This window comes from Robiginitomaculum antarcticum DSM 21748 (genome assembly GCF_000365025.1).
In the GTDB taxonomy this organism is placed as follows: Bacteria; Pseudomonadota; Alphaproteobacteria; order Caulobacterales; family Maricaulaceae; genus Robiginitomaculum; species Robiginitomaculum antarcticum.
Map to the genome: position 1 here is coordinate 741,252 of NZ_KB823011.1, position 25,421 is coordinate 766,672.

Sequence of the window (25,421 nt, forward strand, 5' to 3'; positions counted from 1 at the left end):
ACAATGAGAAAATTACTAACCACCGCCCTCTCCGTCTCTTTACTGGCCATCGCTATACCGGCCATGGCTCAGGATAGCTTTGCGATTATCAACGCCAAGGTCGTGACGAATACCGGCCCGACAATTGAGAACGCGACAGTCCTGGTTCAGGACGGTAAAATCCGCGGCATTGGCGCAACAGATTCCTCCGCCGCTGCGCCCAAGCCAAATGGCACAAGCATTATTGACGGCACAGGCCTATGGGTCACGCCCGGCATTTTTGCGCCTTATGGACAAGTCGGCCTTGTCGAAGTGTCATTGGAATCCTCAACGCGCGACACGCGCGCCGGTGACAGCATAAGCCAGGCCAGCCTAAAAGCCGCAGAAGGGTTTAATCCTAAATCCTCCTCTGTCTCCGCCACGCGCGGCGAAGGCGTCACCCATGTGGCCATCGGGCTGTCCCCCCGAGCCTCCGTATTTGGCGGCATCGGCGCAATTGCCACGATGAGCGGTGATTTTGACAGCGTTCAAACCCCCGAAGCCTTTGCCTATGTGCAACTGGGCAGCAATGGCGCCAATCTTGCGGGCGGCAACCGCTCTGCATCTATGGCGCAGCTGCGCCAAGGCCTATCCGACGCCACGCGCCGTTATACCTCGCCCGATGACGGTGATGCTGTGCGCCGCGCCGATGCGCTGGCGCTGCGCCCCGTTGTCGCCGGACGCATCCCGCTGATGATCGGGGCTGATCGCGCCTCTGACTTGCAGGCCATTGCCGGACTAAAACGCGACTTTCCAAACCTTCGTCTTGTCGTTCTGGGCGCATCTGAAGGCTGGATGGTTGCAGACGCGCTGACAGCGGCTAATGTCTCAGTGCTGATCGATCCGCAGGAAACCCTGCCTTACAGCTTTGATCAGGTCGCGACCCGTGCCGATAATGGCGCGCGCCTACAAGCAGCGGGCGTTCGCGTGGCCTTCATGCAGCGTAGCAGCGAGTTTAGCCATAATGTACGGCTACTGCCGCAACATGCCGGTAATGCCGTCGCGCAGGGCTTTACATGGGATCAGGCGTTCAAAGCGATCACATTGACGCCCGCCCAAATTTTCGGACGTCCGGATTTGGGCACATTGACGGTTGGGCAAACAGCAAATCTTGTCGTGTGGGACGGCGATCCTCTGGAAGTCATGACCGGCGCAAGGCGCGTTGTGATTGATGGCGAGGTTCAGGATATGACCAGCCGCCAAACAGAACTGGCCAAGCGTTATAACCCGAATAATACTTCGGATATGCCGCACGGCTATCGCAGGTAAGCTCGGGAAAGTCTTGAGAAATCAAAAAGCCCCGCCTGTTATGGACGGGGCTTTTTTGTTTCATCCCCGGTCGCAGCGGCCGTCCATCTGCGCAATCCATTGAGTGACCAAATCGACGCCTTCGTCGTGACGCAGTGACCGTCCAAGTTCGGGCATCATTTCCGCCGGATTGGTCGAGGCCATGCGATAGGTAAAGATGGACTGTTCCGGCTTGCCCGGTACGATATCAAAATCTCGCCCGCCGGTTCCTGTTCCCGCCGCAATGGGAAGTTTACATATCCCTAAAGCGGGGCCATGCGGCGCGTCCGGCTCAAGGTTTAATCCTGACGTATCGGCAGGCCCGACCGGATTATGGCAATGCGCGCAATTTATATCCAGATAGGCCCGTGCGCGCGCGGCGGCTGTTTGCGCGCTATCCGTCCAGTCCGCATTTTTGGGCGCGTCACCCAAGATTGAAATCGGCCCTAAAATACCCAGTGACTGCCAGGCCGAGAGCTGATTTTGCGATGCCGAGTCGTAATCATAATCCTTGTTTAAATGCCGCGCCTTAGGCCCAATCGGCAGAATCTCCCGCGTTGTGGCATTGGTCGCGTGGCACCCCGAGCATTGATTGACATTGGGCACAATATAGGAGAATTGCGCCGTATCCATGTCTTCGCCGCTTATCTCGAGCGGGATAATATCACCTATGCGTTTGAGTTTCGCCTCCGTCTGCGCGGCATTCCAAACATAAGGAAATACTGCCCAGCCTGCTTCGCGCCGCACCAAAAGCCGCGTCTCGATCAGACGCACTTCGGATAAATCGAAACGGCCATTTAGACGTTGCGCGGTATTATCATCGGTTTTTAAAACAGCGTCAGTGTCGCCGTCGCGCGGATAGTAAAAAGTTTTGGAAATGATCGTGCCAACGGGAAACGCGAAGGTCTCTGTGTCATTATATTCGGCCATCTGCCCGTCGGGCACCCAAACTGTCCGTAATTTATGGGCGTAGTCAGAAAACAGTGCCGAGTTTAGATCATAAGGAACAACGCGTCCTGAGAGCCGCAAGTCTTTCCCGTCAACCGACAAAATATTCCACTCGGACAATATTTCAGGATTACCCTGCGCGTGAAAGACAGGCTCACTTGGCGTTTTGCTACAGGCGCAAAGGAGGGCTGTCACCAAACCTATAATAAATGCCCGCCACATCAGTCAGCTAAAGCGAGCGTAACAGGGGGCAGCTTCTCCAGCTCGCATTTATGATCAGCCATATCTTTGGTCGGGCTTTTATATCCGCCCGGTCCGTCCGCATTGATCATCATAGTATCGCCATTATTGATACAAATGCGCATGGCCTCCGGCATCTTTCCGTCGACCATTTTAGCGTCATTTTTAAAGCCGTCCCAGAGCACATCCGGAAAGCGTCCTGTCAGGCCATACATGGCGGTTTTCAGAGCTTTTAAATCCAGACCGTCCGGCGAATTGCCGCCGCCCGAAAATCGGTTTCCGTAAATATAAATGGCTTCGGGGTAAGGATCGTATTCCGGATTGGCATTGTCTTGCGCGTAATTCGTCGAATAGACACTGGAGATAATTACATTGGCCGTACGGTGGTCACGCACATCATTATCAAAAATTTCAACGTGGTCATTAGAGTTGACGACAATGCCTGACCCTGCCGGAATGCTGGCGACAGGCGTGCCTTTATGGCCGAAATTTTTCGTATTGTTCTCATAGACCTCATTTCTAAACAGGCGGGCTCGCTTTCCTTCCTGCGCAAGGTTCGGCATATTAAAGACGAGAATGCCGCCGGTATTATTCGTCGCGATATTGTCGTAGACATCGGCGTCGACTGTGTTCTCGATTTCAATTCCCGCAACGTTAAATTCAGCGCGATTACGACGCACAATCACGTTTTTGGATTGCCCGATATACAGCCCCGCATCAGACGCGCCAATGGCGACATTATCTTCCATCAGGACGTTCGTCGTTTGGACGGGATAAATGCCGTAAGCTCCGTTTTTCGTGCTCGGCCCATTTGTCCATTCTGTGCGCACGCGGCGGATGATGATATTCTCGCCCTCTGTGATTTTAAGCGCGTCGCCGGTCGTGTCTTCAATCGCCAGGTCTTCGATGGTGAAATCACTTGCCGTGACCAGCAGGCCTTCTGCCCCCGCGACTTGGTCTTTAAATGACAGGATGGATGTCCCCATCCCCTCGCCGCGTATCGTCACCCCGTCCACGGAAAGGCTTAGCCCGCGGTTCAGACTATGCGTGCCTGCAGGTATTGTTATGATGTCGCCGGGCTGTGCGTCCAAAAGCTGTGTTTGCAGCGTGTCTTGGTAATCCGTGTCAGCCTGCGGCGCGGACGTTTCAGGTGAACAAGCCGCCAATATTGCCGTCAGCATGACGGATGAGATTAAGAGTGCGCGTGTCATAAATATCCCCATATTTTGCTGCAGTATTAAACAAATCCACGCTGCGGGCAATCGCACTATAATAGCGCTCTGAGACGAGAGTTTCGCCAGCGCGCTCTGCAATTTCCCAATGGACGCACTTGCCCGGAGTTAGCCCCTGCCTTACATCGCGTCCATGACAAAACCAGTGCATATTATCGGCGGCGGACTCGCCGGATCAGAAGCGGCATGGCAAATCGCCAGTCGCGGCGTTCCCGTAATCCTTCACGAAATGCGCCCCGAGCGTAAAACCGCCGCCCATGAGACAGATGGGCTGGCGGAGCTGGTATGCTCAAACTCGTTTCGCAGTGATGATAAGCTTGGTAATGCCGTCGGGCTTTTGCACGAAGAAATGCGGCGATCCGGCTCACTGATTATGGGTATGGCGGATATGACCAAGCTGCCCGCCGGCGGCGCGCTGGCCGTTGACCGGGATCACTTCTCTGAAGCGGTGACAATGATTTTGCACGCCCATCCGATGATCACGATTGAGCGGGGCGAAGTCAAAGGCCTGCCGCCCAAGTCATGGGGCAATACCATCATCGCGACAGGGCCGCTCACCAGCGAACCTCTGGCGAATGCAATACTCAAGCAAACGGGCGTCGACAGTCTCGCCTTTTTCGACGCCATTGCGCCCATCATCTATAAGGATAGCATCGATTTTGATATTGCCTGGATGCAGAGCCGTTATGACAAAAAAGGGCCGGGCGGAGACGGCGCGGACTATATTAATTGCCCGCTCAATGAAGCCCAATATCTTGAATTTGTCGATGCCTTAGTTAATAGCGACCAGACTGAGTTCAAAGACTGGGAAAAAGACACGCCCTATTTTGAGAGCTGCCTTCCGATTGAAGTGATTGCCTCACGCGGGCCGGAAACGCTGCGCTGGGGTCCGATGAAGCCGGTCGGCCTGACCAATAAACATAATCCAACCGTTAAAGCGCACGCCATTGCGCAGCTGCGTCAGGATAATGCGCTGGGGACATTATACAATATGGTCGGATTTCAGACCAAGATGAAATATGGCGCGCAAACCGAGATTTTGCGCAAAATACCGGGATTGGAGAACGCAGTTTTTGCGCGTCTTGGCGGCATTCACCGCAATACATTTATCAACTCGCCCAAGCTGCTCAATACTCAACTCCAGCTTAAGGGCCGCGAAGATATTCGCTTTGCCGGCCAGATTATGGGCGTTGAAGGCTATGTTGAAAGTGCGGCATTGGGCCTGATCGCCGGCCAAATGGCTGCAGCGCAAGCGATGGGAAATAAACGCGGCGCACCTATGCCGACCACTGCGCTCGGCGCGCTCATCGAACATGTAACAGGCGGATTCATGACCGGGCCAAAAGCCAAGTTCCAGCCCATGAATGTCAATTTTGGCCTCTTCCCGCCCATTGACGGCATCGTCTTTAAAGGCCCGAATGGCGAGCGCATACGCGGTAAAGATAAGACCCGTTTTCGTAAACGTCACCTCGCGCAGCGCGCATTGGTCGATATTGAGAAATGGATTAAGGTGGCTTAAACCCGCCCCGTTATGACTACGCCCATAAGGCGGAGTTGCTTGGCCAGCGGGCCCAGTGTGAGCCCGGTGGTGAGAGGGTCGAAATCACCGCCGGATTTAGCGATAAATTTCGGTACCAGACCCGCATAAGCAATGGCCGGGATAAGGTCGGCGCTGACTTTGCCTGCACTCGCCTTTGCCACCTTATAATCCTCCAATGCGGCGGCGCGCAGATCGCCATAATCCAAATTAAGCAGCATAGCTTTATGGTAATAGCCATAAGCCCGAACCAGCCCCGCCATGCCCCAGCTGCGCCCCAGCAATCGTGCGAAATCCATATTTTCATCAGGTGAAGCAATGCGCGCCGCTAATGTCATCAAGCGGCCCGACGTCTGCGCCGCATAATCGCGCGCTGCCGCAATATCGGCAAATGGCTCGGCCTCCAGATCACCCATGCGGGCATCAATTAATTTATCAAGCCCAAATCGTGGCAGATTGCGGCGCCGCACCATCTGCGCCAGCGGCGTACTGACTTCGTGACTGCGCACATTGCCGCCGCCATAAATTTCCTCAACCGCGTCACGCCACCATTGATATCGGATCGCCCCAACCATTGGTTCGCTGACCAGTTCCGGGATTTTAGCGAGCTCATAGTGAAACGCGTAAAGCGTCAGCAGATCATCGCGCACGCCCTTTGGCGCGAACAAAGCGGCGCGGCGGCGGTCAGGGTCATGTACCGCCAAGGCGTCAACCGCGGAGGGCGGCGCGGAAATTGTCTTTTCTCGGGACAAATCAAACTCTTTTGGTAAATTCGGTCGATTACGGGTCGCAAACGGAACTGTAGCGGCGTATCAACCGTAGTAAATACAAGACCACATTATAAATGGAGAGACTTATGGCTATTGAACTGCCCGACCTACCTTATGCCCGTGACGCCCTTGCCCCGACAATTAGCGAAAATACGCTGAACTATCACTACGGCAAGCATCATCAGGCTTATGTCAACAAACTCAATGACATGATCAAAGACACGGATTTTGAAGATGCCAGCCTTGTTGCGATTGTCAAAAATACAGCCGGCGAGAAAGAACGCCAAGGCATGTTTAACAATGCCGCGCAGGTTTGGAACCACACATTTTACTGGCACTCCATGACCCCTAAAGGCGGCGGCAAGCCGTCCGGTAAAATCGCTAAAGCGATTGATGAGAGCTTTGGCAGTTATGATAAGTTCTGCGAAGCCTTTAAAGCTAAAGGCGGCGGCCAGTTCGGCTCCGGTTGGGCCTGGCTTGTTCAAAATGAAGACGGCTCTTTAGAGGTACGCAATACGCCAAATGCAAAAACGCCTCTGACAGATGAGAGCGTCACGCCGCTCCTGACCATGGATGTCTGGGAACACGCCTATTATTTGGACTACCAAAACAGTCGTCCGAATTACATGAATTCGTTTCTCGATAAATTAGTCAATTGGGAATTTGCTGAACAAAATATGTCTTAATTCCTCCAGCCATTTGATGGCGATACTCCCCAATAAATAAGCCCGCGCAAGCGGGCTTATTTTTATGCAAATTAGCTTCCGCTGTTAGACGGCCACGGCCCTTTCAGGCTCACCTGACGGCCGCTTTACGCCCAGCAGAAGCAGAAGCGGCGAAGCCACGAAAATAGAGGAGTAGGTCCCGACAAAGACGCCCCAGATCATCGCGAAACTAAAGCCGCGCAGACCTTCACCGCCAAGAATGTAGAGTGAGAACAATGCCAGTAAGGTCGTCAATGACGTCATAATCGTACGGGACAAAGTATCATTGATCGACAGGTTTAAAACGTCGGGCAGCAGCATCTTCTTATATTTACGAAGGTTCTCCCGTATCCTGTCGTAAACGATCACCGTATCGTTGAGTGAGTAACCCACAATCGTCAAAATCGCGGCGACGATGGAGAGGTTAAATTCAATCTGAAGCAGTTCGAACACGCCCAGCGTCAACGCTACGTCATGAGCCAGCGCTATAACCGCGCCCAGCGCAAACTGCCATTCAAACCGGATCCAGATATAGAGCAAAACCATGGTCAGCGAGGCGACAACGGCAATCATGCCTTTTGTGCGAAGTTCGCCCGAGACCTTGGAGCCCAGCACGCTGGCACTCATATTGACGCGCTGTACGCCAAATTCGGTCTCCAGCATCGTTTGGACGCGTTCCAATGTGTCTTGCTGCAGACGGGCGTCTTTGAGAGAAATTTCGTCCTCAGTGCCTTCGAACGGAGCTTCAGGATCCTGCAAGGCATAAGAGAGACGGACGCCGGGCAAATCACTGCCGGAAAGAGATATTGTCTGCACGCCCACATCCCCGATATTAAGGGCGTTACCGGCGCTGCGAATGGCTTCGACATCCGGCTGCTGATCCATCGTAAACTGGATAACGGAGCCGCCTTTAAAGTCGATGCCGTAATTCAGCCCGTTGGAGAAAAATAGAAACAGTGAGAATAATACGGCTACGACAGAAATAATTCCTGCAATAATCCGCATTTTGATAAATGGAATTTTCGGCGACATCGGAAGGATCCGCACCATAGAAATATCAAACATGGCAGTCTCCTAAATCGGCAAAGTTTTTGGCCGCGCGCGCTTATGCCAAATAGAGGTGAACAGGCGGGCAACGATGACGGCGGTAAATACGCTCATTACGATCCCGATCATCAGGGTAACGGCGAAGCCTCGGATAGGACCCGAGCCGACAAAATACAGCGTCGCCGCCGCAATTAGCGTCGTGATATTGGCGTCCAAGATCGGCGCCATAGACAGGCGGTAGCCAGTATCAATGGCGTTAAGCGGCGGACGGCCATTAGCCGCTTCCTCGCGGATACGCTCAAAAATTAAAACATTGGCATCCACAGCCATACCAATTGTCAGGATAATACCCGCAATTCCCGGCAGGGTCAGCGTCGCGCCCAATAGCGATAAGGCTGCAGCTATAAGAATAATATTAAATGTCAGAGCCAGATTGGCAAATAATCCAAAGCGAAAGCCATACATGAAGAACATAAATATAGCGACGCCGAGCAGACCGACTGAGGCGGCAACCTTGCCCGCACGAATAGAATCTTCGCCCAGCTCCGCGCCGACCGTTTGTTCTTCTACCACAACTAGCTTGGCCGGCAGCGCGCCGGCGTTCAGCAACAGTGACAACTCACGCGCGCTCTCTGAGGTGAAATCACCTTCGATAAAACCACGCCCGCCTAAAATAGCCCCGTTAATACGCGGCGCACTAATAACCACATCATCAAGAACAACCGCAAAACGCTTGCCAAGATTATTCGATGTTGTCCGGCCAAAGGCCACGGCACCCTTTGTATTGAATGTGAAATTAACAATTGCGTAGCCGCCCTCAGGATGCAGGCCCGCCGACGAATTTTTAAGGTCTTCGCCCGTAACTTCCGGACGTTCTTTCAAGATATAAGGGACGCCGCCGTCGTCAAACTTCAAAATATGAAGCGGACGGACTTTGCCTTGATCTACGGCGCGGCGCAGCTCGTTTTCATCAGCTTCGCGCACCAAATGAAAGCTCATATTGGCTGTATCTTCGATCCGCGCTTTAATCTCACCCACATTTTTAGCGCCCGGAACTTGGAGTAAAATACGGCTATCGCCTTCGGGCGCCAGCGTCATTTCTGTCGTTCCGGTTGGGTCAATCCGGTTACGCAATACGTCAATAGACTGATCTACTGTGCGTTTTTTGATATCGTCCACATAATCTTCGGTCGGCGTAATGCGAAAACCGCGCTCGCCAACCTGTTCAATTTTGAGAGTCTTGGCGCCGCCAATTTGATTATCCTTAATCGAAACCGCTAAATCGCCCATAGCCGTCATTGCCGGCCCAATATCTTCAGCTTTAGCAACCCGTCCGGTAATCGTTTTACCGTCTTGAGTAATGTTAGTCGCAATAATTTTAGCTTCACGCAGACTAAGTTTAACCGCTGACAACTCATTGGTCAGCACGCGGTTCATGACATCGTCTATATCGACTTCGAGAAGCATATGTGCGCCGCCCTGTAAATCCAGACCCAGATTTATTGTCTCTTTTGGAAGAAACCCGGGAAGGCTTTCGCGGGTTTGTTCATTTAAGAGATTGGGCGCGGCCAGGATAATGCCTAACAGCAAAGCGATGGTGATCATAATGATCTTGAACCGGGAGAAATAAAGCATAGGGCGCGGCCTTACTGACGACTAAATATAGATTTTAGGATTTGGATTTCTTGCCTGTATCATTGGCAGGCGCCGGCTTGCCGCGCACATCAGCGATGGTTTGTTTGACGACTTTAACGCGCGTACCTTCGGAAATTTCAACGGTCACGTCATTATCATCAACTTTGGTAATTTTACCTACGATCCCGCCGCTGGTCACAACCGTGTCCCCGCGCGATAATCCGGCGATCATGCCGCGATGCGCTTTCGCCCGGTTTTGTTGAGGGCGCCACAGCAGAAAATAGAATATCAGTATAAGCGGCACGAATAAAATAAGATTGCCGACAATTCCGCTGCCGCCGGGGGCGGCTTGCATAAGTGGAAAAAACATAAAGTCCCCTATATAAGATTTTGCGTGGCTCAGTCGCCCGCGTTTGCAGGATATATAGAGAGCGCAGTTCTAAACGCAACGGGCCAGCAGCCAAGTTTTTTCCCTTAAAACACAAAACCGCACCTCAAAGCGGGATGCGGCCTGTTTTCAGCGATGTGCGGGACGTTATGGCGCGCAGTGCCCGACGGGTAATCGTAAAACCTGTCCGGGTTGAAGTTTTCCGTTCACGCTAATATTCGATAAAGCTGCAATCTGATCCGGCGTGACGCAGCTGCGACGGGCAATGGAATAGAGCGTATCACCGGGCAGAACCCCGTGCAGATTTGGATCCGGCAAAGGCGCAACGACCCGTGTTACCGCAGATGATTTATTCGTCGGCAAAATAACTGTGTTAGACGCCGTGGGCGATGATGGCGGAGTCTGCGTAACAACCATACTCTGACCCGGAACGATCAAAACCTGGCCGATATTGATATCACTTCCGTTCAGCTTATTGGCATTCATAATGGCAGACGGCTTAATGCCGCCGTAACGCCGTCCGATATTGTAAAGTGTATCGCCTGCGCCCACAGTGTGGCTGGCGATCGCCGGTACAATTTCTGCATTAGCCGGCAATTGTGCTACAGTCGTTGTCGCAGGCGTGACCGTAAGCGGACTGTTTTTAGCCTGCGGCTGTGTATATCCGGCAGAGGCGCGCTGCTGCGCCTGATACATGCGGATAGCGTCGGCTTCCTGCGCTGTATTCGCGTAAGTTTGCGCGGCTGCAACAGGTGCAATCGTCACCAGCGCTGCGATGGCCAAGCTTTTATAAAGTGTCAAATGTGTCATAATATCTCCCAAATCTTGGGCGACATCGTTGCGCAGCAAGGTTAAATCTTGATGAATTTAAAGGCGTTTACAGCGCCTTAGACCGTCCGGGCTCCAAATCCGGCATTTCCGCCGGCAATAGAGACGTCACTGTGTCGCCTTCAATAATGGTAATCATGCCTTCTACGACGGCGACAATACGTCCGCCCGCTTTAATCTGTACGGTCAGAGCCGGCGGCACATGGCTGACATTGGCCGCGATCAGGATCTTGTCATATGGAGCCTGCCCTGCCCACCCTTTTTGTGCGTCGCCATGACGCTGAGAGACATTGGCAATACCGCAAGCTGCAAATATGGTCCGCGCCCGGGTCAGAAGGCGCTGATAGCGCTGCACCAGATAGCTTCGCGCGCTCATTTTGGCGCATAAAGCCGCCGCGTAACCACTACCCTCCCCGATAACGAGAATCTTATCACCTCTGGCCAGGCGGAGGGATTGAAGCATAACGGCCAGCGTAAAGGACGGCGGCATCATGGTCGCGCAAGGCAGTGGCAGCATATCTTCATTATAGGCCCGCCCCGCATCTTCAGGCGCGCAAAACCGATCACGCGGCACGCTCTCAATCGCGCGAAGGACATTATTGTCATGAATTCCTTTTTGCCGCAGCCGCAGGATTAAATCCATCTGCGCGGGGTTCATGCCCCCTCGAAGCTTTGCGCAAGGTCATCAAGGCTGCCCAGATGAGTAAGGTCTGTGTGAAGCGGCGTAATTGAGATATAGCCATCGTAAATAGCGCGCAGATCGGTTCCGGTAAGCGGATTGCTACGCTGTCCGCCATAAGTAAGCCAAAAATAGCTACCCCCGCGCGGATGGGCGCGTTTAACGACGTCCGTCATATGAAAATCGCGATGACCTTGGCGGGTCACTTGAATACCCGAAACCTTATCCGGCGCGCGGTCGGGAAAATTAACATTCATTACAACGTCTTTAGGCCAGCCTGTATCGACAAGTTTTTTGACCACATCAGGGCCGTGCGCCAGTGCTGTTTCCCAAGGCAGGCTTTTGGCCCCCTGAAAGCCTCTGGCCAGAGATAACGCGATAGACGGAACGCCCATTTGCATACCCTGCAAAGCCCCCGCAACCGTACCTGAAAATGTTACATCTTCGGCCAGATTTTGCCCGCGATTAACGCCGGAGAGCACCAGATCCGGAAGGCTGTCGGCCAAAACTTCGCGCATCGCTAGAATGACGCTATCCGTTGGCGTTCCCGTGACGCTATAGACGCGGTCCTCGAGTTTTCGCAGCATGACCGGATTATGCAGGGACACGCCACGCGACGCTGCGCTCTGCTCGCTGGCGGGGGCGACGACCCATACATCATCGCTCAGTTTCGCTGCGATCTGCCGGAGCACATCCATGCCCGGGGCGTGGATGCCATCATCATTTGTCAGGAGGATTTTCATACCGCCTGTTAAGCGAGCCCGCCGGTGCGGGCAAGATGGTTTGTAACGTCGGTTCTAGTAAAGACCGTCTTCAAGTACATCTTCGCGCTTCGGCTCCGGTTTTTTAGCCGGGACATCAGGCGCGGGCGTTTTCGGCGTCGGGTTATCAATCAACAGATTATCCAGATCGTCATCCTCACCGCCATAGGGCAACGGGGCATCGTCGCCATTGTAATCGGTGATAAAACTTCCCGTACCCTGTCCAATCGACCCGCCAAATCCGCCCGTTCCGCCAATTTGCGGCTCGGTTCCGGGCTTAAACGCTTCCAATATAGCGCCGGGCGCACCGATAAAGGACGGCTGGCCGGTCGCGCCGTTAACGGGCGCGAGCACCACGCCTTCAGGAATACGGAACGGCACAACAGGGACGTCTTTGAGCGCTTGCGAGGCAAAGCTGCGCCATATTGGCAAGGCCGCCACGGCGCCGGTCTCATTCATCGGCTCAGGCGTATCCATACCGACATAAACGCCGATGACCAGGTCAGGCGTAAAGCCCATAAACCACGCATCCACCTCATCATTGGTCGTGCCGGTTTTACCCCCCAGCGGACGATCCAGACGGCGCAGCCCCGCGCCTGTGCCGCGCAGCACAACGCCTTCGAGCATTGAGGTCATTTGATACGCGGTCACGGGGTCAATCACCTGTTCGCGTAAGTCGGGGATCTCAGGCGGAGGGCCGGCAGTATATTCGTCTTGGTTGCATCCAATGCAGTCCCGGCTATCGGCTTTATAAATCGTAAGCCCGCGCGAGTCCTGCACGCGGTCAATAATGGTGGGCGTGACTTTCTTGCCGCCATTGACCAGTGTGGCATAGGCACCGGCGAGACGCATAACCGTCGTCTCCCCCGCGCCGAGTGACCACGCCAATTCGGGGCGCACTTCATCATAAATGCCGAAACTTTTACCGTAATCCATAATGGGCTGCATACCCATATCATTGGCCAACCGCACTGTCATGGCGTTGCGGGATTTCTCCAGACCCAAACGCAGGGTCGACATGCCGTAGAATTGTTGAGAGTAGTTTTTAGGCTTGTAAAGGCACGCACTCCCGCTGGAGCCACTGCCGCCCGAACAATCCGCCCTGACTGTTGAAATCACAAATGGCGCGTCCAATACGGTGGTCGTCGGCGTATAGCCGCTCTCTAAGGCTGCAGCATACACGAAGGGTTTAAACGCCGATCCGGGCTGGCGATAAGCTTGCGTGGCGCGGTTAAACTGGCTTTGCGAAAAGCTGTACCCCCCGACAAGCGCCATGACGCGTCCGGTATGCGCGTCCATCGCAATCAGGCCGCCATTGACTACCGGCACTTGCTGCAGAGCATATTCACCGGCTTTGGATTTCGCGGAGACCAATATGACGTCGCCGGTCTTCAAAGCATCATCCACTCCCGATAGAGACGGGCCGACACTTGGGCTACTTGGCAAGTCTTTGCGGGCCCATCTCATATCAGCAAAGGCTAGCGTGCCGTCTGACTTTTTAAGTGTCTCGACCGGCGGTTCGTCATCATCGCGCTCCTCACGGACAACCGTCAACAGGCCAAGCTTCGCGCGCGTGTCATTGACATCGAGAACCACTGCGGCTTTCCACGACTCAATATCGCGCGGTAAATCCACGGTTTGCAGCGCCTCCCCCCAGTCACCTGATACATCAATTGACCCGATAGGCCCGCGATAGCCGTGGCGCTTGTCAAATTCCTCCAGACCGCTGCGCATGGCGCGCCGGGCGGCTTGCTGCATTTTTGTGTCCAGCGTCGTACGGACGGACAGGCCGCCAGTATATACCATCTCTTCGTCCTGGCCGTACATGTCGAACACCATACGGCGGGCTTCTTCGACAAAATATTCCGCCGCCAGATATTCTTCGCCCTCGAGGCGCTCAGTTGCGACCAAAGGCTCATTAGCGGCAATATCAGCCGTGGCTTGCGTAATATAGCCATCTTCGACCATCCGTCCGAGCACATATTTACGGCGGCTGATCGCACGCTGCAACGTTTCAGGACGGTCCAAACGATAATTATTCGGGCCTTTGGGCAGCAGCGCCATATAGGCCAATTGACCAACGGTCAGTTCGCTCATCGGTTTCCCGAAATAGTTCAGCGACGCCGCAGCAATCCCATAAGAGCGGCGGCCAAAATAAATATCGTTCAGATATAGCTCCAGGATCTGGTCTTTGGTCAGCGCTTTCTCAATCCGGCGGGCAATCGCGATTTCGCGCACTTTGCGTTTGATAGAGTAATCATCCCCGACAATAAAGTTTTTGGCTATCTGCTGGGTCAAGGTCGATGTCCCGCCGACGCGCTTGCCCTGCAATTTCGTTGGAATCGCCATAATCGCGGCGCGGGTCAAACCAATCGGATCCCAACCATTATGATCATAAAAGCGCTGGTCTTCGGTCGCGACGAAAGCGTGTTGCAGCTCTAGGGGGATTGCGCTGATGGGAACGAAGACGCGGTGCTCCGTAGCATATTCCGCGATCAGCTTACCGTCACCTGCATGGACGCGGGTCATTTCCGCCGGGCGGTAGTCTTTAATGGCCTGCAGATTGGGCAGGTTGCGCGTCCATGAGAATATGACAATGGCAACCACTACCAGTCCGACAAGTCCGGTGACAAATCCACCTGCAACAGTCCATTTGGCGATTCTCCAGAATGTGTCGCGTTTACGTCTTGGCGCAGGCGTTTTTGCAACGGGAGTTACGGGCTCCACCGGAGCAGCAGGGTGTTCGGGTGTAGCGGGCGGTGTGTCGCTCATGTCCAGCCTTTATAGGATATTTCCGGTGTTACGGGGCGCAATAGACGCCAAATCTGTCCTAAACATGGCACAGACCTATTGATTCTGTCGAGTAAATTGCAGCAGAAACTAAGCTCCTACCCTTCGACCTCGACGAAATAGCGATCAATGGCTTTGACAACCGCGCCCATTTTACGGCGGCGGTCGGGGGCGCTGTTAAGCAGCTTTTCGTCCTGTGCATTCGACAGATATCCCATTTCAATCAACACGGCAGGCACATCCGGCGCCAGGAGCACCGCCAGACCGGCCCGGCGATGGGTATTGCCGATCACCGTCGTCACCCCCGCCAGCTCCGGCACTAATATATCGGCAAAGGCGGCGCTGTAGCTAAATGTTTTACGCTGCGCCAGATCGACCAATATATCATCGACATCTTTGGGAGTGGTGTCCAAATCAATATCCATGATCCAGTTCTGGCTGCCAACAAGATCGGTTGATCGTTTGCGCGCGTGATCGGCGATGGTGTAGACCGACGCGCCGCGAAGGCTGGACTTGCTAATACTGTCGGCGTGCAAGGAGATAAACAGATCCGCCTTGGCGCGGCGCGCCAGACGCACGCGCTCATCCAGCTCAATAAAGACGTCGCCCGCGCGGGTAAGCACAACTTTATATCGTCCGGTTTTCTCAAGCTGGCTTTTAAGCTCTTTTGCGGCGCGCAGTGAGACAGTTTTTTCATGCGTTCCGGCCCTGCCAATTGAGCCTGGGTCATAGCCGCCATGTCCGGCATCAATGACAATAACTTTTTTCTGCAGCTTAGCCTCGGGCTTCAGTGTTGGCTTGAGACGCGGCGTGGGGAGTCCGGACGCGGAGATCTGCGGCGTACCGGCCACAGAAACCTGCTCACCAAGGACAGGTTTGAGACGCGGGATAGGAATCCCGCTCTCGCTAAGCCGCCCCCCGCCCTGCCCGTCTGCGTTATTGTCGATACTTTTATCATCGACGCCATGCAGCATGACGACAGTCTGCTGCCCGCCATGAGTGAAGCCCGTAAGTTTCGCTCCATCTGCCAAGTCAATAACGATACGCATGCCGCTGCCGCGCGGGGCGTAGCGCACGGCACTAACCGCGCCCGAAGGCGCTACAGCTTGCAAATTTGCACCGCTTACCATAGCGTCAGTAATGTCAATGACGACGCGCGGCGCCCCGTCCTCCATGGTAAAAATATTAGGCTCGGAAACTTTACCATCATAGCTGATGATCAGATGTGTTTGCCCTCCTGAATTGCGCAGCGTCATGTCGCCCAGCGACACAGCATAGGTAGGTAACGCCAATGTAACGCCATAAGCGAAGCATACAAATATCAGGAGAACACGTATCATAGAGCTCTTTGACCACGGCTTTCTAAAAGTTTGGTTACCAGTCTCTTAATTCAGCTATCCATACACATGTGCAATCACAGGGTGGCAGAGAATTTACCTTGCAATTTAAGCCCCCTATGCCATTTAGAGAGAGTCGTTAGAGCGCCGGGCATCGAAAAAATCCCGCCGGTTGCGACAGATCGCGCGGACATAATCCACGCCCCTTTAGAGAGTTCCTATGCACGTCACGGCATCGTTTAAACCTTCACAGCCCGGATACTGTCCCGGCGGCGAAGCTGCGCGTGCGGCAACATTAATTTATCATAGAAATATATCGTCCATGAATACGGATCACGGTGAAGGCGCGCGTCAGCGCAGCCCCGCTCCGAGGCATGCGACGGTCGGAGTTTTACATGTCAAAGAAAATGCTTATCGACGCCTCCCACCCGGAAGAAACACGGGTCGTTGTCGTCAACCAGAACAGAGTCGAAGAACTTGATTTTGAAAGTGCCGCCAAGCGACAGCTACGCGGCAATGTCTATCTCGCCAAAGTCACGCGCGTAGAGCCGTCATTACAGGCCGCATTCGTCGAATTTGGCGGAAACCGTCATGGCTTCCTCGCCTTTAGCGAAATTCATCCCGATTATTATCAGATCCCGCATGCCGACAAGGTCAAGCTGCTCGAAGCCGAAGCCGCGCATAGCCGTGATGACGATGATGACGACGACGATGATGAGGATAACGGCAAGGGATCACGCAATAGCCGCAATCGTAGCCGCTCTAAACCCGCTAGCGCTAAAAAAGGCGCGCGCGTCAGTAAAAAATCATCATCAGATGACGAAGGTAAAGACCCATTGCGTAAAGCCGCGGCCAGCTTTGCTGCCGCCCTGCGCATAGCCGCGTCAAATCCCGATGACGAAATTGATCCGACGGCGCAGGCTTCCGACAATTTTGTCGTTGCCAAAAATCTACGGACGAAAGATTTCGACCCTGCTGATATCCCCGATGACTTAGATGATCATGATGACGATGAAATCGATGCGGAACTGGCTGAAGACGCCGCCGATGAGGACGACGAAGAGGTCGCGGTCGAGCAGGCCAAAATGGACAAAAAACGCCGGCAGCAGCAATTGCGCCGCCGCTATAAAATTCAGGAAGTTGTCAAACGCGGACAGGTTTTGCTGGTTCAGGCCGTTAAAGAAGAGCGCGGCAATAAAGGCGCAGCCCTAACAACTTATCTGTCGCTGGCCGGACGCTATTGCGTGTTAATGCCCAATACGCCGCGCGGCGGCGGCATTTCTCGTAAAATTTCCAATGGTGCAGACCGTAAGCGCTTAAAAGGCATTATGTCCAACCTTGAAGTGCCCAAAGGTATGGGCGTTATTGTCCGCACAGCGGGCGCAAAACGCACACAAACCGATATTGAGCGCGATTTTGATTATCTGGCCCGCCTGTGGGAAACCATCCGCAAGAAAACGCTGGAATCCTCTGCGCCAAGCCTGATTCACCAAGAAGGCGATCTGGTTAAACGCGCCCTACGCGACATGTTCAGCAAAGACACAGAACAGGTTCTCGTGGCGGGCCGTGAAGCCTATGAACAGGCGCGCGATTTCATTGAAATGCTGATGCCGGCCCAAGCTGAAAATGTTGTCGAATATACGGACGATATTCCGCTGTTTTTGCGCTATCAGGTCGAGCAGCAAATCGAAGCCAGTCTTGAGCCCGTCGCGCAGCTTAAATCCGGCGGCTATCTGGTCATTCACCCTACCGAAGCTCTGGTCTCTGTCGACGTCAATTCCGGCCGCAGCACCAAAGAACGTAATGTCGAGCGCACAGCGCTAAAAACCAATCTTGAAGCTGCCGAGGAAGTCGCGCGCCAGATGCGCCTGCGTGATCTGGCCGGTCTGATTGTTATCGACTTCATTGATATGGACGAAAACCGTAATAACCGTGCGGTCGAAAAACGCATGAAAGACATGCTGTCCACGGACCGCGCCCGCGTACAAATGGGCCGGATTTCACAGTTCGGACTGATGGAAATCTCCCGTCAGCGCCGCCGCCGCAGCCTTCTCGAAGGCAGCTCTGCCTCTTGCGAGCATTGCGGCGGTGTAGGCCGTAAACGCAGTGTTGAGAGCAGCGCGCTCAAAGCAATCCGCGCCGTCGAAGAAGAAGGCGTACGTAACCGCGCCAAGCGCATTCGACTGAAAGTCTCGCCAAATGTTGCGCTCTACCTGTTCAACGAAAAACGTGACCTGCTTTCCAGCGTTGATACGCGCTTTGATATGTTCACAGAAATTTTCAGCGACAACTCTATGCACCGTCCTGAGTTCGAGATTGAGCGTCTTGAAATGAACGAGGAAAAAGGCGACGATCCAGTCGAAGTCATGGAGAAAGAGGCCAAGCGCAATGAGCGCCAGAGCCGTAATTCCAGTCCGAAACGCACAAATAATAATGATAATAAGAGCGATGACGACGATAGCTCTGATACTAAAGCAGGCAGCACTAGCCGTAATCGCCGCGGACGCCGCCGCAATAGTTCTGATACATCTGAGAGTGACAGCAGCGAGACCCAAAGCAAAGCCTCCGCGCCAAGCCCGACCAAAGACGATGCGTCGGATTCAGATGAGAGTAACCGCCGCAAACGCCGCCGTAGAGGCCGCCGCGGAGGTCGCGGTAAGCGCCGTGACGAGGGCGAGACGTCCGGTGATAACTCCGGCAGTAACACCACAGACACGACGTCCAAAGCTGAAACGTCTAAACCTGTTGAAGGCTTAGAAGTTATTACGCCCGAAGCCGCTAGCAAAGCCGCCGCGCCCAAACGCCGCCGCACCCGCAAGTCTGCGCCGAAAAAAGAGAGCGGTTCATCGTCCACAGAGGGCAAACCCCCGCGCGAGTCGAAACCACAGGCCAATGATAAGCCTGCGGGCGCCGCTCCTCAAGGTGACGGTGCCACGCCCAAACGCCAGCGCGTGCGCCGCAAAGCTCCGAACAAAGACGGCGGTGAGGCTAAGCCCGCTGCAGCGGCAAAAGCGCAAGCCAAGCCTGCTGAAACGAAGGCCGCTGAGCGCAAATCAGATAAGCCAAAACGCACGCGTACACGTAAATCCGCGCCGTCAAAAGCGGCTGATGCTCCGGTGAAAGACGCGCCTAAGGCCAAGCCTGCTGCCCGGAAGAAAGCTCCGGCTAAAGCGCAGTCCCCCGCGCCTGAGCCTGAGAAGGCTCAGGCCGGAGGCAAACCCAAACGGGTTCGCGTCAGGAGGAAAGCGCCGGGAAAGCTTGAAGGCGCGCAGGCCCAGGCCAATAGCGCGCCAAACACTCAAGAGCCCGGCAAGCCAAAGCCTAAAAAGAAAAAAGGATTTTTGGGCAAGCTCTTTAATATTTAAGCTTGGCCTGTATTTATGGTTTAAACCAATCGGCGCAGCGCGTCGATTGGAAAACCGGAATCTATACACGTCCTGTCCATAGATAAAACCTGTTGGTTAATCTTGCGCCTCTAACGGTTCGCGCTTGACCGCGAAGCGCTTATCGCGTCAATTCCCTTTGAATATTCAGGGGAAAAATATGAACAATGAAACGCCCAGCAAAAGGTATCGCACCATTGTCCTCTTGTTGCTGACATTGGTCTACGCCTTTAATTTTATTGATCGTCAGATTATCGGCATTTTATCGCCTTTTATCCAAAAAGATTTAGAACTTACAAATACGCAATTGGGAATGCTCAAAGGTATTTTCTTTGCACTGTTTTACACCTCTATTGGCATCCCCATTGCGTGGCTGGCGGATCGTTATAACCGTACAAATATCGTCACAATCTCGCTTGCAGTTTGGAGTGGATTTACAGCATTAACCGGTATGGCCGGAAGTTTTGCATCTATTGCTTTGGCCAGAATGGGCGTTGGCATTGGTGAAGCCGGCGGCTCACCACCCTCACATTCTATGATTTCTGACCTGTACCCAAAAGAAGAACGGTCTGGGGCTTTAGGTGTTTACTCTCTTGGAATACCTTGGGGTCAAGGTATCGCTTACGCCCTGACGGGATATCTACTTGGCAGCCAAGCCGTTGGGTTTACGTGGCGCGAACTACTGATTTCACTTGGCATAGCCGGCGTGGTCTTTGCTGTGGCCGCTCGCTTGATTATTCGCGAACCACAGCGCGGCATTCAAGATACGGATACGCCCGAGCTTGCAACCAAAATTCCCTTTAAGACAGCCCTAAAAACCCTTTTATCTATTCCGTCGTGGTGGGCTATGTGCATGGGGATAACGACAGCATCATTTGTCGCTTACGCAGTCGCGACATGGCAAGTGGACTATTTGCTTCCATTTGATGGAGCAATGGAAAATCCATATGGCTTTCAAAAAATGATGTACATCTTGGGCGCGTTAAACATTACACTTTATGCTGCCGGAACTCTTCTTGGCGGCAAGATTGTCGATAAACTCGCTAAGGGTAATTTGAGATATTACGGCATAATTCCGGCTGTCACAGTGTTGATTTGCTTGCCCTTGATCATTGGAGCATTTTGGGCAAATTCCACATTCTTACATATGGCTTTTGGCGGCGTTTTTCTGTTTTTTATTGGCATGTATTTGGCGCCGTCATTTGCCGTCGCTCAAACCCTTGCGCCAATCAATATGCGGGCCATGTCAACGGCAATTTTCTTCTTGATTTTAAATCTCATTGCTTTGGGTGGCGGGCCAACTCTTGTCGGGATTTTGACTGATATATTTGAAGTCAACCACACCAAAGTTGAAGCCATTCGATTTAGTCTTACTATTGTTTCATCAGGTTTCATTATTAGTGCTCTGTGTTTTCTATACGCGGCTAAAACGCTGCCTAAGGATTGGGCCGAAGCACAAAAACGCAATGAAAGTTTAAAAGACCAGGTCAGATAAGCGAAGCAAATTTCACCCCTGCCCTTGACCTTCGGCCAAGGCGGGGGCAATGCGCGCGACACGTCACCTAGATAAAGAGTCGCAATTATGATCGATCGTTACGCCCGCAAAGAGATGGCCGAAATTTGGTCTGCCGCTACGAAATACCGTATCTGGTTTGAAATTGAAGCCCATGGCTGTGATGCGCTCGCGCAGTTGGGCGTTATTCCCAAAGCGGCGGCGAAAAATATCTGGGATAAAGGCGGCGCGGCGGAGTTTGACGTCGCGCGCATTGACGAGATCGAGCGCGAAGTCAAACATGACGTCATCGCCTTTTTGACCCATCTGGCCGAATTTATCGGTGAGGATAGCCGCTTCGTCCATCAGGGGTTTACCAGCTCTGACATTCTCGACACAACATTATCTGTACAGATGGCCCGCGCCACCGATCTTTTGCTGGTTGGCATGGACCGCGTTTTGACCGCGTTGGAACACCGTGCCAAAGAGCATAAATATTCGATCACCATCGGGCGCAGCCACGGTATCCATGCCGAGCCGACAACGATGGGGATCAAACTTGCGCGGTTCCATGCTGAATTTGCCCGTGGCCGCGCACGACTTGTTACGGCCCGCGAAGAAATTGCTGTCTGCGCGATCTCCGGCGCTATCGGGACATTTGCCAATATCGACCCCTCCGTAGAGGCGCATGTGGCCGAAAAAATGGGCCTCGCCATAGAGCCGGTCTCAAGCCAAATCATTCCGCGTGACCGTCACGCCGCCTATTTCGCGGCGCTCGGCGTGATCGCCAGCTCGGTTGAAAATATCGCTGTCGAAATTCGCCACTTGCAACGCACAGAGGTTCTGGAAGCCGAGGAGTTTTTCTCCAAAGGCCAAAAAGGCAGCTCGGCCATGCCGCATAAACGCAATCCGGTGCTGACCGAAAACCTGACAGGACTGGCGCGTCTTGTCCGTATGGCCGTGATGCCCGCGATGGAAAATGTCGCTTTGTGGCATGAACGCGATATTTCGCATAGCTCCGTCGAGCGCGGCATTGGCCCGGACAGCACGGTGCACCTGGACTTTGCCCTGCACAGACTGGCGGGCGTGATTGAAAACCTTGTGATTTATCCTGAGAAAATGGCGGCCAATATGAACCGTCTGGGCGGACTTCATAACTCTCAGCGCTTCCTGCTCGCCCTGACACAGGCCGGAGAGAGCCGCGAGACGGCCTATAGCCTTGTGCAGCGTAACGCCATGCAGGTCTGGGAGCTTTTCCGCACTCAAGGTGATGCCGGCGAAGGCGCGTTTTTGAACCTTTTGCTCAAAGATGACGATGTGCGCGCCCGCCTGTCCGAAGATCAGATTCGCTCTATGTTTGATGATGAATATCACACCAAACATGTCGATACGATTTTTTCGCGTGTTTTTGATTAAACTGCCTGCGACGTTATTTAGGGCTAGCTAAAACACCGCCGCCCATCGGCTCAGGCGTGCCAGTCGTGCCGGGAAAGCTGAGCGGCAGACCGCAAAGCGTGCGCGCCGCCATATAAGCAAAGGCCTGGGCTTCCAGCGCGTCACCGTCCCAGCCGAGCGTATCAGCACTCACGACATTACCGCCGCAATGGCTTTGCAGCATATATATGATGGCGCGGTTGTGCCGACCGCCGCCGCATATGATAACGGTTTGTGGGTCAAAATTAGCCATGTCGCGGGCGATCGCTTGAGCCGTAAAGCCGGCTAAAGTCGCCGCGCCATCCTCAGTGCTAATGCCTGCCAAATCGCCCAATACGTCAAATTCATAACGATCAGCACTACGCGGCAAAGGCCGCATAAAAAACGGCGCCGTCAGCCAGCACGCGATCAAATCAAAATCGACTTTGCCCGAAAGCGACAGCGCACCGCCCGCGTCATAATCCTTGCCAGACTTAGCCTTGACCCAACTGTCGAGCGGGCCATTGCCCGGCCCGCAATCACCAGCGATAAGCGGCGCGTCACCGTTAATCAGCGTGACATTGGAGACGCCGCCAATATTGACGACCGCAATGCGTCCCGTCAGGCCGCTATAATCGCACAGCGCTTTATGATAAATCGGAGCGAGCGGTGCGCCCTGCCCGCCAGCGGCCACATCGGCGCTACGAAAATCAAAGACAACAGGTAAGCCCGTGGCGGCAGCGAGACCCTCTCCGCTTCCAATTTGCAAGCTCTCACCTTTGCGCTTCGGCGTCGCCCCGCGATGCAAAACTGTCTGTCCGTGATAGCCCACCAAATCAATATCGTCTTTGCCAAGACCGCTCGCCTCCATCAATCCCGCCACAGCGCGGCGATGGGTGGCGTCTATAAGCGCTTCAGCGCGGGAAAAAATATTAGGCGGCGGGCCGGTGAAATTCCAGTTTACGGCAGCGGCCATACTTTCCGATAGGACAGTGCGCTCTGCGTCAGAATATTCAAGGGTCCGGGCGGGGCCGAAAGAAAGTATCCGCTCACCATCAGTCTCGATTATGGCCGCGTCCACCCCGTCCAGGGAGGTGCCGCTCATTAATCCGATCACTTTTATTCGTTTGGGCATGTATTTGATGCTCATTTGGCCTTTGACGTGTCGAGTCGCTTTGTTACACGGCTACCTTAGCTTTGGGAGAGTGCCATGTCCGCTTATAAATCAGACCTGATGTCCGTTCTGACCCAGCGCGGCTATCTCTATCAATGCACGGATGAGCAGGCGCTGGACAAGGCCGCGCATGACGGCACGTTGACCGGCTATATCGGCTTTGATTGCACAGCGCCCAGCCTGCATGTGGGCTCTATGGTCCAGATCATGATGCTGCGACGTCTGCAGCAAGCGGGTCACCGCCCGATTGTTCTTTTGGGCGGCGGCACGACCAAAGTCGGTGACCCGACGGATAAGGATAAATCGCGCCCCATCCTGACCGATGAACAGATAGAAATTAACAAGGCCGGCATCCGTCAGGTCTTTGCCAAGCTGATTGATTTTGACGGCCCGAACGGTGCCGTCATGGTTGATAATGCAGACTGGCTCGACAAGCTGGGCTATGTCGAATTGCTGCGCGAATACGGTACGCATTTTACGGTTAACCGTATGGTTCAACTCGATACTGTGAAGCGCCGTCTCGAGACCGAACAGCCCATGACGTTTTTAGAGTTTAATTACTCCATCATGCAGAGCTATGATTTTTGCGAACTTAACCGCCGCTATGGCTGCACCTTGCAAATGGGCGGCTCTGACCAATGGGGCAATATTGTCAGCGGGGCCGATCTGACGCGCCGTAAAACGGGCAATATTTGTTATGGCTTTACCACGCCGCTGATTACCACCGCCTCGGGCGGAAAAATGGGTAAAACAGCAGACGGCGCGGTTTGGCTGAATAATGAGGCTAATATTGACCCTCAATTTACGCGCAGCCCTTATGAGTATTGGCAGTTTTGGCGCAATACCGAAGACGCCGATGTCGGCCGCTTCCTACGCCTGTTCACCGATGTGCCGCTGGACGAAATTGCTGTGTTAGAAGCGCTGGACGGCGCGGCGATTAACGAGGCCAAAGTGCGGCTGGCAAATGAGGCAACGACCATGCTGCACGGCTCGGACGCAGCCCGCGAGGCCGAGCAAACCGCCAAAACAACCTTTGAGCAAGGCGGAACAGCTGACGGCCTTCCCACCTTTGAGATCGCTGCCGCCGAGATCGAAACTATGGGCGTTTTAAACGCAGCCACGCTGGTCGGGCTGGCCGGATCAAACGGCGAAGCCCGCCGCCACATCAAAGCCGGCGCGCTAAAGATCAATGACGAAAAAGTTGGCAGCCACGAGGACACTTTGTCTGGCAAGCTGATTGACGGCGTCGTCAAAATCAGTGTGGGCAAGAAGAAACACGCGCTGATTAAGGCGGTCTAGTGGAGCAATTTTGGTCCGGGCAAGGCTGTAATTCGCATAATATTGTGTGGATTAATAACCCTCACCTACCCACACCTATGCGTCATCCTCGGGCCTGACCCGAGGATCTATTTCTCCATTCAGGCCTGCGTGAGTAGGCATTAAACCGTTGGTTCAACACACTTATTTTTAACACGGCTCGACGACGCGCCGTGGATCCTCGGGTCAGGCCCGAGGATGACGCAGGTTGAGAATGGGGGGCGTGAACCGTTGATATATAAAGATACATCCCCGCCCCCTCAAGTCTCCCCTATCTTTAAACTGTCTCTTGTGGCGGGCCGGGTGTCGACGTTCGGAACTTATGAGAGATCGGTATTGGATTCGGGAGAAGTGGGGTTACGGCCTACGTCAAACGGGTTTGGGAGCATTCTGCGCTGCGGAGTGTGACCTTAGCGAGAGCCGCGTATCGGCCGTGAGATA

General features: G+C 53.9%; 19 protein-coding genes. 7 read left to right on the top strand and 12 right to left on the bottom strand.

The window, feature by feature from the left end; translation table 11 throughout:
- The first annotated feature begins 3 nt into the window (after positions 1-3).
- On the top strand, positions 4-1,287 hold the full coding sequence (locus tag H142_RS0103595) for an amidohydrolase family protein (protein WP_017930733.1): 1,284 nt from the start codon (positions 4-6) through the stop codon (positions 1,285-1,287).
- A gap of 60 nt (positions 1,288-1,347) precedes the next feature.
- Here the strand turns inward: H142_RS0103595 and H142_RS0103600 are convergent, their stop codons facing one another.
- Together H142_RS0103600 and H142_RS0103605 are read right to left on the bottom strand one after the other, a co-directional pair.
- Positions 1,348-2,448: an SO2930 family diheme c-type cytochrome gene (locus H142_RS0103600; protein WP_233341565.1), complete on the bottom strand. Its 1,101-nt coding sequence runs from the start codon at positions 2,446-2,448 to the stop codon at positions 1,348-1,350.
- A gap of 26 nt (positions 2,449-2,474) precedes the next feature.
- Complete coding sequence (locus H142_RS0103605; RefSeq protein WP_026147764.1) at positions 2,475-3,704, bottom strand: parallel beta-helix domain-containing protein; 1,230 nt, start codon at positions 3,702-3,704, stop codon at positions 2,475-2,477.
- A gap of 154 nt (positions 3,705-3,858) precedes the next feature.
- Between H142_RS0103605 and trmFO the strand changes: the two genes are divergently transcribed.
- Complete coding sequence (gene trmFO / locus H142_RS0103610; protein WP_033314796.1) at positions 3,859-5,244, top strand: methylenetetrahydrofolate--tRNA-(uracil(54)-C(5))-methyltransferase (FADH(2)-oxidizing) TrmFO; 1,386 nt, start codon at positions 3,859-3,861, stop codon at positions 5,242-5,244.
- Here the strand turns inward: trmFO and H142_RS16085 are convergent.
- A complete protein-coding gene (locus H142_RS16085; RefSeq protein WP_017930738.1) occupies positions 5,241-6,014 on the bottom strand; it encodes a squalene/phytoene synthase family protein in 774 nt (257 codons plus the stop codon). The two genes, trmFO and H142_RS16085, sit on opposite strands and share 4 nt — an antisense overlap.
- A gap of 104 nt (positions 6,015-6,118) precedes the next feature.
- On the opposite strand from H142_RS16085, the gene H142_RS0103620 reads away from it, so the two are divergent.
- Positions 6,119-6,718, top strand: coding sequence for a superoxide dismutase (locus H142_RS0103620; RefSeq protein ID WP_026147766.1), 600 nt, complete (start codon positions 6,119-6,121; stop codon positions 6,716-6,718).
- 84 nt (positions 6,719-6,802) lie between these two features.
- On the opposite strand, the gene secF is transcribed toward H142_RS0103620, so the two are convergent.
- The 8 genes from secF to H142_RS14190 all read right to left on the bottom strand — a co-directional run bounded on the left by secF (position 6,803) and on the right by H142_RS14190 (position 16,204).
- Positions 6,803-7,801, bottom strand: coding sequence for a protein translocase subunit SecF (gene secF / locus H142_RS0103625; protein ID WP_017930740.1), 999 nt, complete (start codon positions 7,799-7,801; stop codon positions 6,803-6,805).
- A 9-nt stretch (positions 7,802-7,810) separates the two neighbouring features.
- A complete protein-coding gene (gene secD / locus H142_RS0103630; RefSeq protein WP_017930741.1) occupies positions 7,811-9,418 on the bottom strand; it encodes a protein translocase subunit SecD in 1,608 nt (535 codons plus the stop codon).
- A gap of 34 nt (positions 9,419-9,452) precedes the next feature.
- A complete protein-coding gene (gene yajC, locus H142_RS0103635; protein ID WP_017930742.1) occupies positions 9,453-9,788 on the bottom strand; it encodes a preprotein translocase subunit YajC in 336 nt (111 codons plus the stop codon).
- Between the two features lie 165 nt (positions 9,789-9,953).
- Positions 9,954-10,616 (bottom strand): LysM peptidoglycan-binding domain-containing protein, encoded by a 663-nt coding sequence (locus tag H142_RS0103640; protein ID WP_156811875.1) that lies wholly within the window; start codon positions 10,614-10,616, stop codon positions 9,954-9,956.
- 67 nt (positions 10,617-10,683) lie between these two features.
- Entirely contained in the window at positions 10,684-11,292 is a 609-nt protein-coding gene (locus H142_RS14185; protein WP_017930744.1) for a protein-L-isoaspartate O-methyltransferase family protein, read from the bottom strand.
- Complete coding sequence (gene surE, locus H142_RS0103650; RefSeq protein WP_017930745.1) at positions 11,289-12,056, bottom strand: 5'/3'-nucleotidase SurE; 768 nt, start codon at positions 12,054-12,056, stop codon at positions 11,289-11,291. The genes H142_RS14185 and surE overlap by 4 nt, the downstream gene beginning before the upstream one ends.
- 54 nt (positions 12,057-12,110) lie before the next feature.
- A complete protein-coding gene (locus H142_RS0103655; RefSeq protein ID WP_017930746.1) occupies positions 12,111-14,846 on the bottom strand; it encodes a penicillin-binding protein 1A in 2,736 nt (911 codons plus the stop codon).
- Between the two features lie 116 nt (positions 14,847-14,962).
- A complete protein-coding gene (locus H142_RS14190) occupies positions 14,963-16,204 on the bottom strand; it encodes an N-acetylmuramoyl-L-alanine amidase (RefSeq protein WP_017930747.1) in 1,242 nt (413 codons plus the stop codon).
- 392 nt (positions 16,205-16,596) lie between these two features.
- Between H142_RS14190 and H142_RS0103665 the strand changes: the two genes are divergently transcribed.
- The 3 genes from H142_RS0103665 to purB all read left to right on the top strand — a co-directional run bounded on the left by H142_RS0103665 (position 16,597) and on the right by purB (position 22,492).
- The gene (locus H142_RS0103665) at positions 16,597-19,566 is read left to right on the top strand and encodes an Rne/Rng family ribonuclease (RefSeq protein ID WP_017930748.1); all 2,970 of its coding nucleotides are present in this window, start codon (positions 16,597-16,599) and stop codon (positions 19,564-19,566) included.
- A 178-nt stretch (positions 19,567-19,744) separates the two neighbouring features.
- A complete protein-coding gene (locus tag H142_RS0103670) occupies positions 19,745-21,079 on the top strand; it encodes a spinster family MFS transporter (RefSeq protein ID WP_017930749.1) in 1,335 nt (444 codons plus the stop codon).
- Between the two features lie 87 nt (positions 21,080-21,166).
- Positions 21,167-22,492, top strand: a complete 1,326-nt coding sequence (gene purB, locus H142_RS0103675) for an adenylosuccinate lyase (RefSeq protein WP_017930750.1) — start codon at positions 21,167-21,169, stop codon at positions 22,490-22,492.
- A 13-nt stretch (positions 22,493-22,505) separates the two neighbouring features.
- Here purB and H142_RS0103680 read toward each other — a convergent pair whose 3' ends face one another.
- A complete protein-coding gene (locus H142_RS0103680) occupies positions 22,506-23,639 on the bottom strand; it encodes an anhydro-N-acetylmuramic acid kinase (protein ID WP_017930751.1) in 1,134 nt (377 codons plus the stop codon).
- A 60-nt stretch (positions 23,640-23,699) separates the two neighbouring features.
- Between H142_RS0103680 and tyrS the strand changes: the two genes are divergently transcribed.
- Positions 23,700-24,962, top strand: coding sequence for a tyrosine--tRNA ligase (tyrS, locus tag H142_RS0103685; RefSeq protein WP_017930752.1), 1,263 nt, complete (start codon positions 23,700-23,702; stop codon positions 24,960-24,962).
- The last annotated feature ends 459 nt before the right edge of the window (positions 24,963-25,421 follow it).

Excerpts from the sequence above, each read along its gene's own strand:
- secD (WP_017930741.1), bottom strand. The coding sequence starts at position 9,418 with ATGCTTTATTTCTCCCGGTTCAAGATCATTATGATCACCATCGCTTTG.
- H142_RS0103665 (WP_017930748.1), top strand. The coding sequence starts at position 16,597 with ATGTCAAAGAAAATGCTTATCGACGCCTCCCACCCGGAAGAAACACGG.
- H142_RS0103680 (WP_017930751.1), bottom strand. The coding sequence starts at position 23,639 with ATGAGCATCAAATACATGCCCAAACGAATAAAAGTGATCGGATTAATG.
- H142_RS0103620 (WP_026147766.1), top strand. The coding sequence starts at position 6,119 with ATGGCTATTGAACTGCCCGACCTACCTTATGCCCGTGACGCCCTTGCC.
- yajC (WP_017930742.1), bottom strand. The coding sequence starts at position 9,788 with ATGTTTTTTCCACTTATGCAAGCCGCCCCCGGCGGCAGCGGAATTGTC.
- H142_RS0103640 (WP_156811875.1), bottom strand. The coding sequence starts at position 10,616 with ATGACACATTTGACACTTTATAAAAGCTTGGCCATCGCAGCGCTGGTG.
- tyrS (WP_017930752.1), top strand. The coding sequence starts at position 23,700 with ATGTCCGCTTATAAATCAGACCTGATGTCCGTTCTGACCCAGCGCGGC.
- secF (WP_017930740.1), bottom strand. The coding sequence starts at position 7,801 with ATGTTTGATATTTCTATGGTGCGGATCCTTCCGATGTCGCCGAAAATT.
- H142_RS0103595 (WP_017930733.1), top strand. The coding sequence starts at position 4 with ATGAGAAAATTACTAACCACCGCCCTCTCCGTCTCTTTACTGGCCATC.
- H142_RS0103655 (WP_017930746.1), bottom strand. The coding sequence starts at position 14,846 with ATGAGCGACACACCGCCCGCTACACCCGAACACCCTGCTGCTCCGGTG.
- H142_RS0103605 (WP_026147764.1), bottom strand. The coding sequence starts at position 3,704 with ATGACACGCGCACTCTTAATCTCATCCGTCATGCTGACGGCAATATTG.
- trmFO (WP_033314796.1), top strand. The coding sequence starts at position 3,859 with ATGACAAAACCAGTGCATATTATCGGCGGCGGACTCGCCGGATCAGAA.
- H142_RS0103670 (WP_017930749.1), top strand. The coding sequence starts at position 19,745 with ATGAACAATGAAACGCCCAGCAAAAGGTATCGCACCATTGTCCTCTTG.
- purB (WP_017930750.1), top strand. The coding sequence starts at position 21,167 with ATGATCGATCGTTACGCCCGCAAAGAGATGGCCGAAATTTGGTCTGCC.
- H142_RS14190 (WP_017930747.1), bottom strand. The coding sequence starts at position 16,204 with ATGATACGTGTTCTCCTGATATTTGTATGCTTCGCTTATGGCGTTACA.
- H142_RS14185 (WP_017930744.1), bottom strand. The coding sequence starts at position 11,292 with ATGAACCCCGCGCAGATGGATTTAATCCTGCGGCTGCGGCAAAAAGGA.
- surE (WP_017930745.1), bottom strand. The coding sequence starts at position 12,056 with ATGAAAATCCTCCTGACAAATGATGATGGCATCCACGCCCCGGGCATG.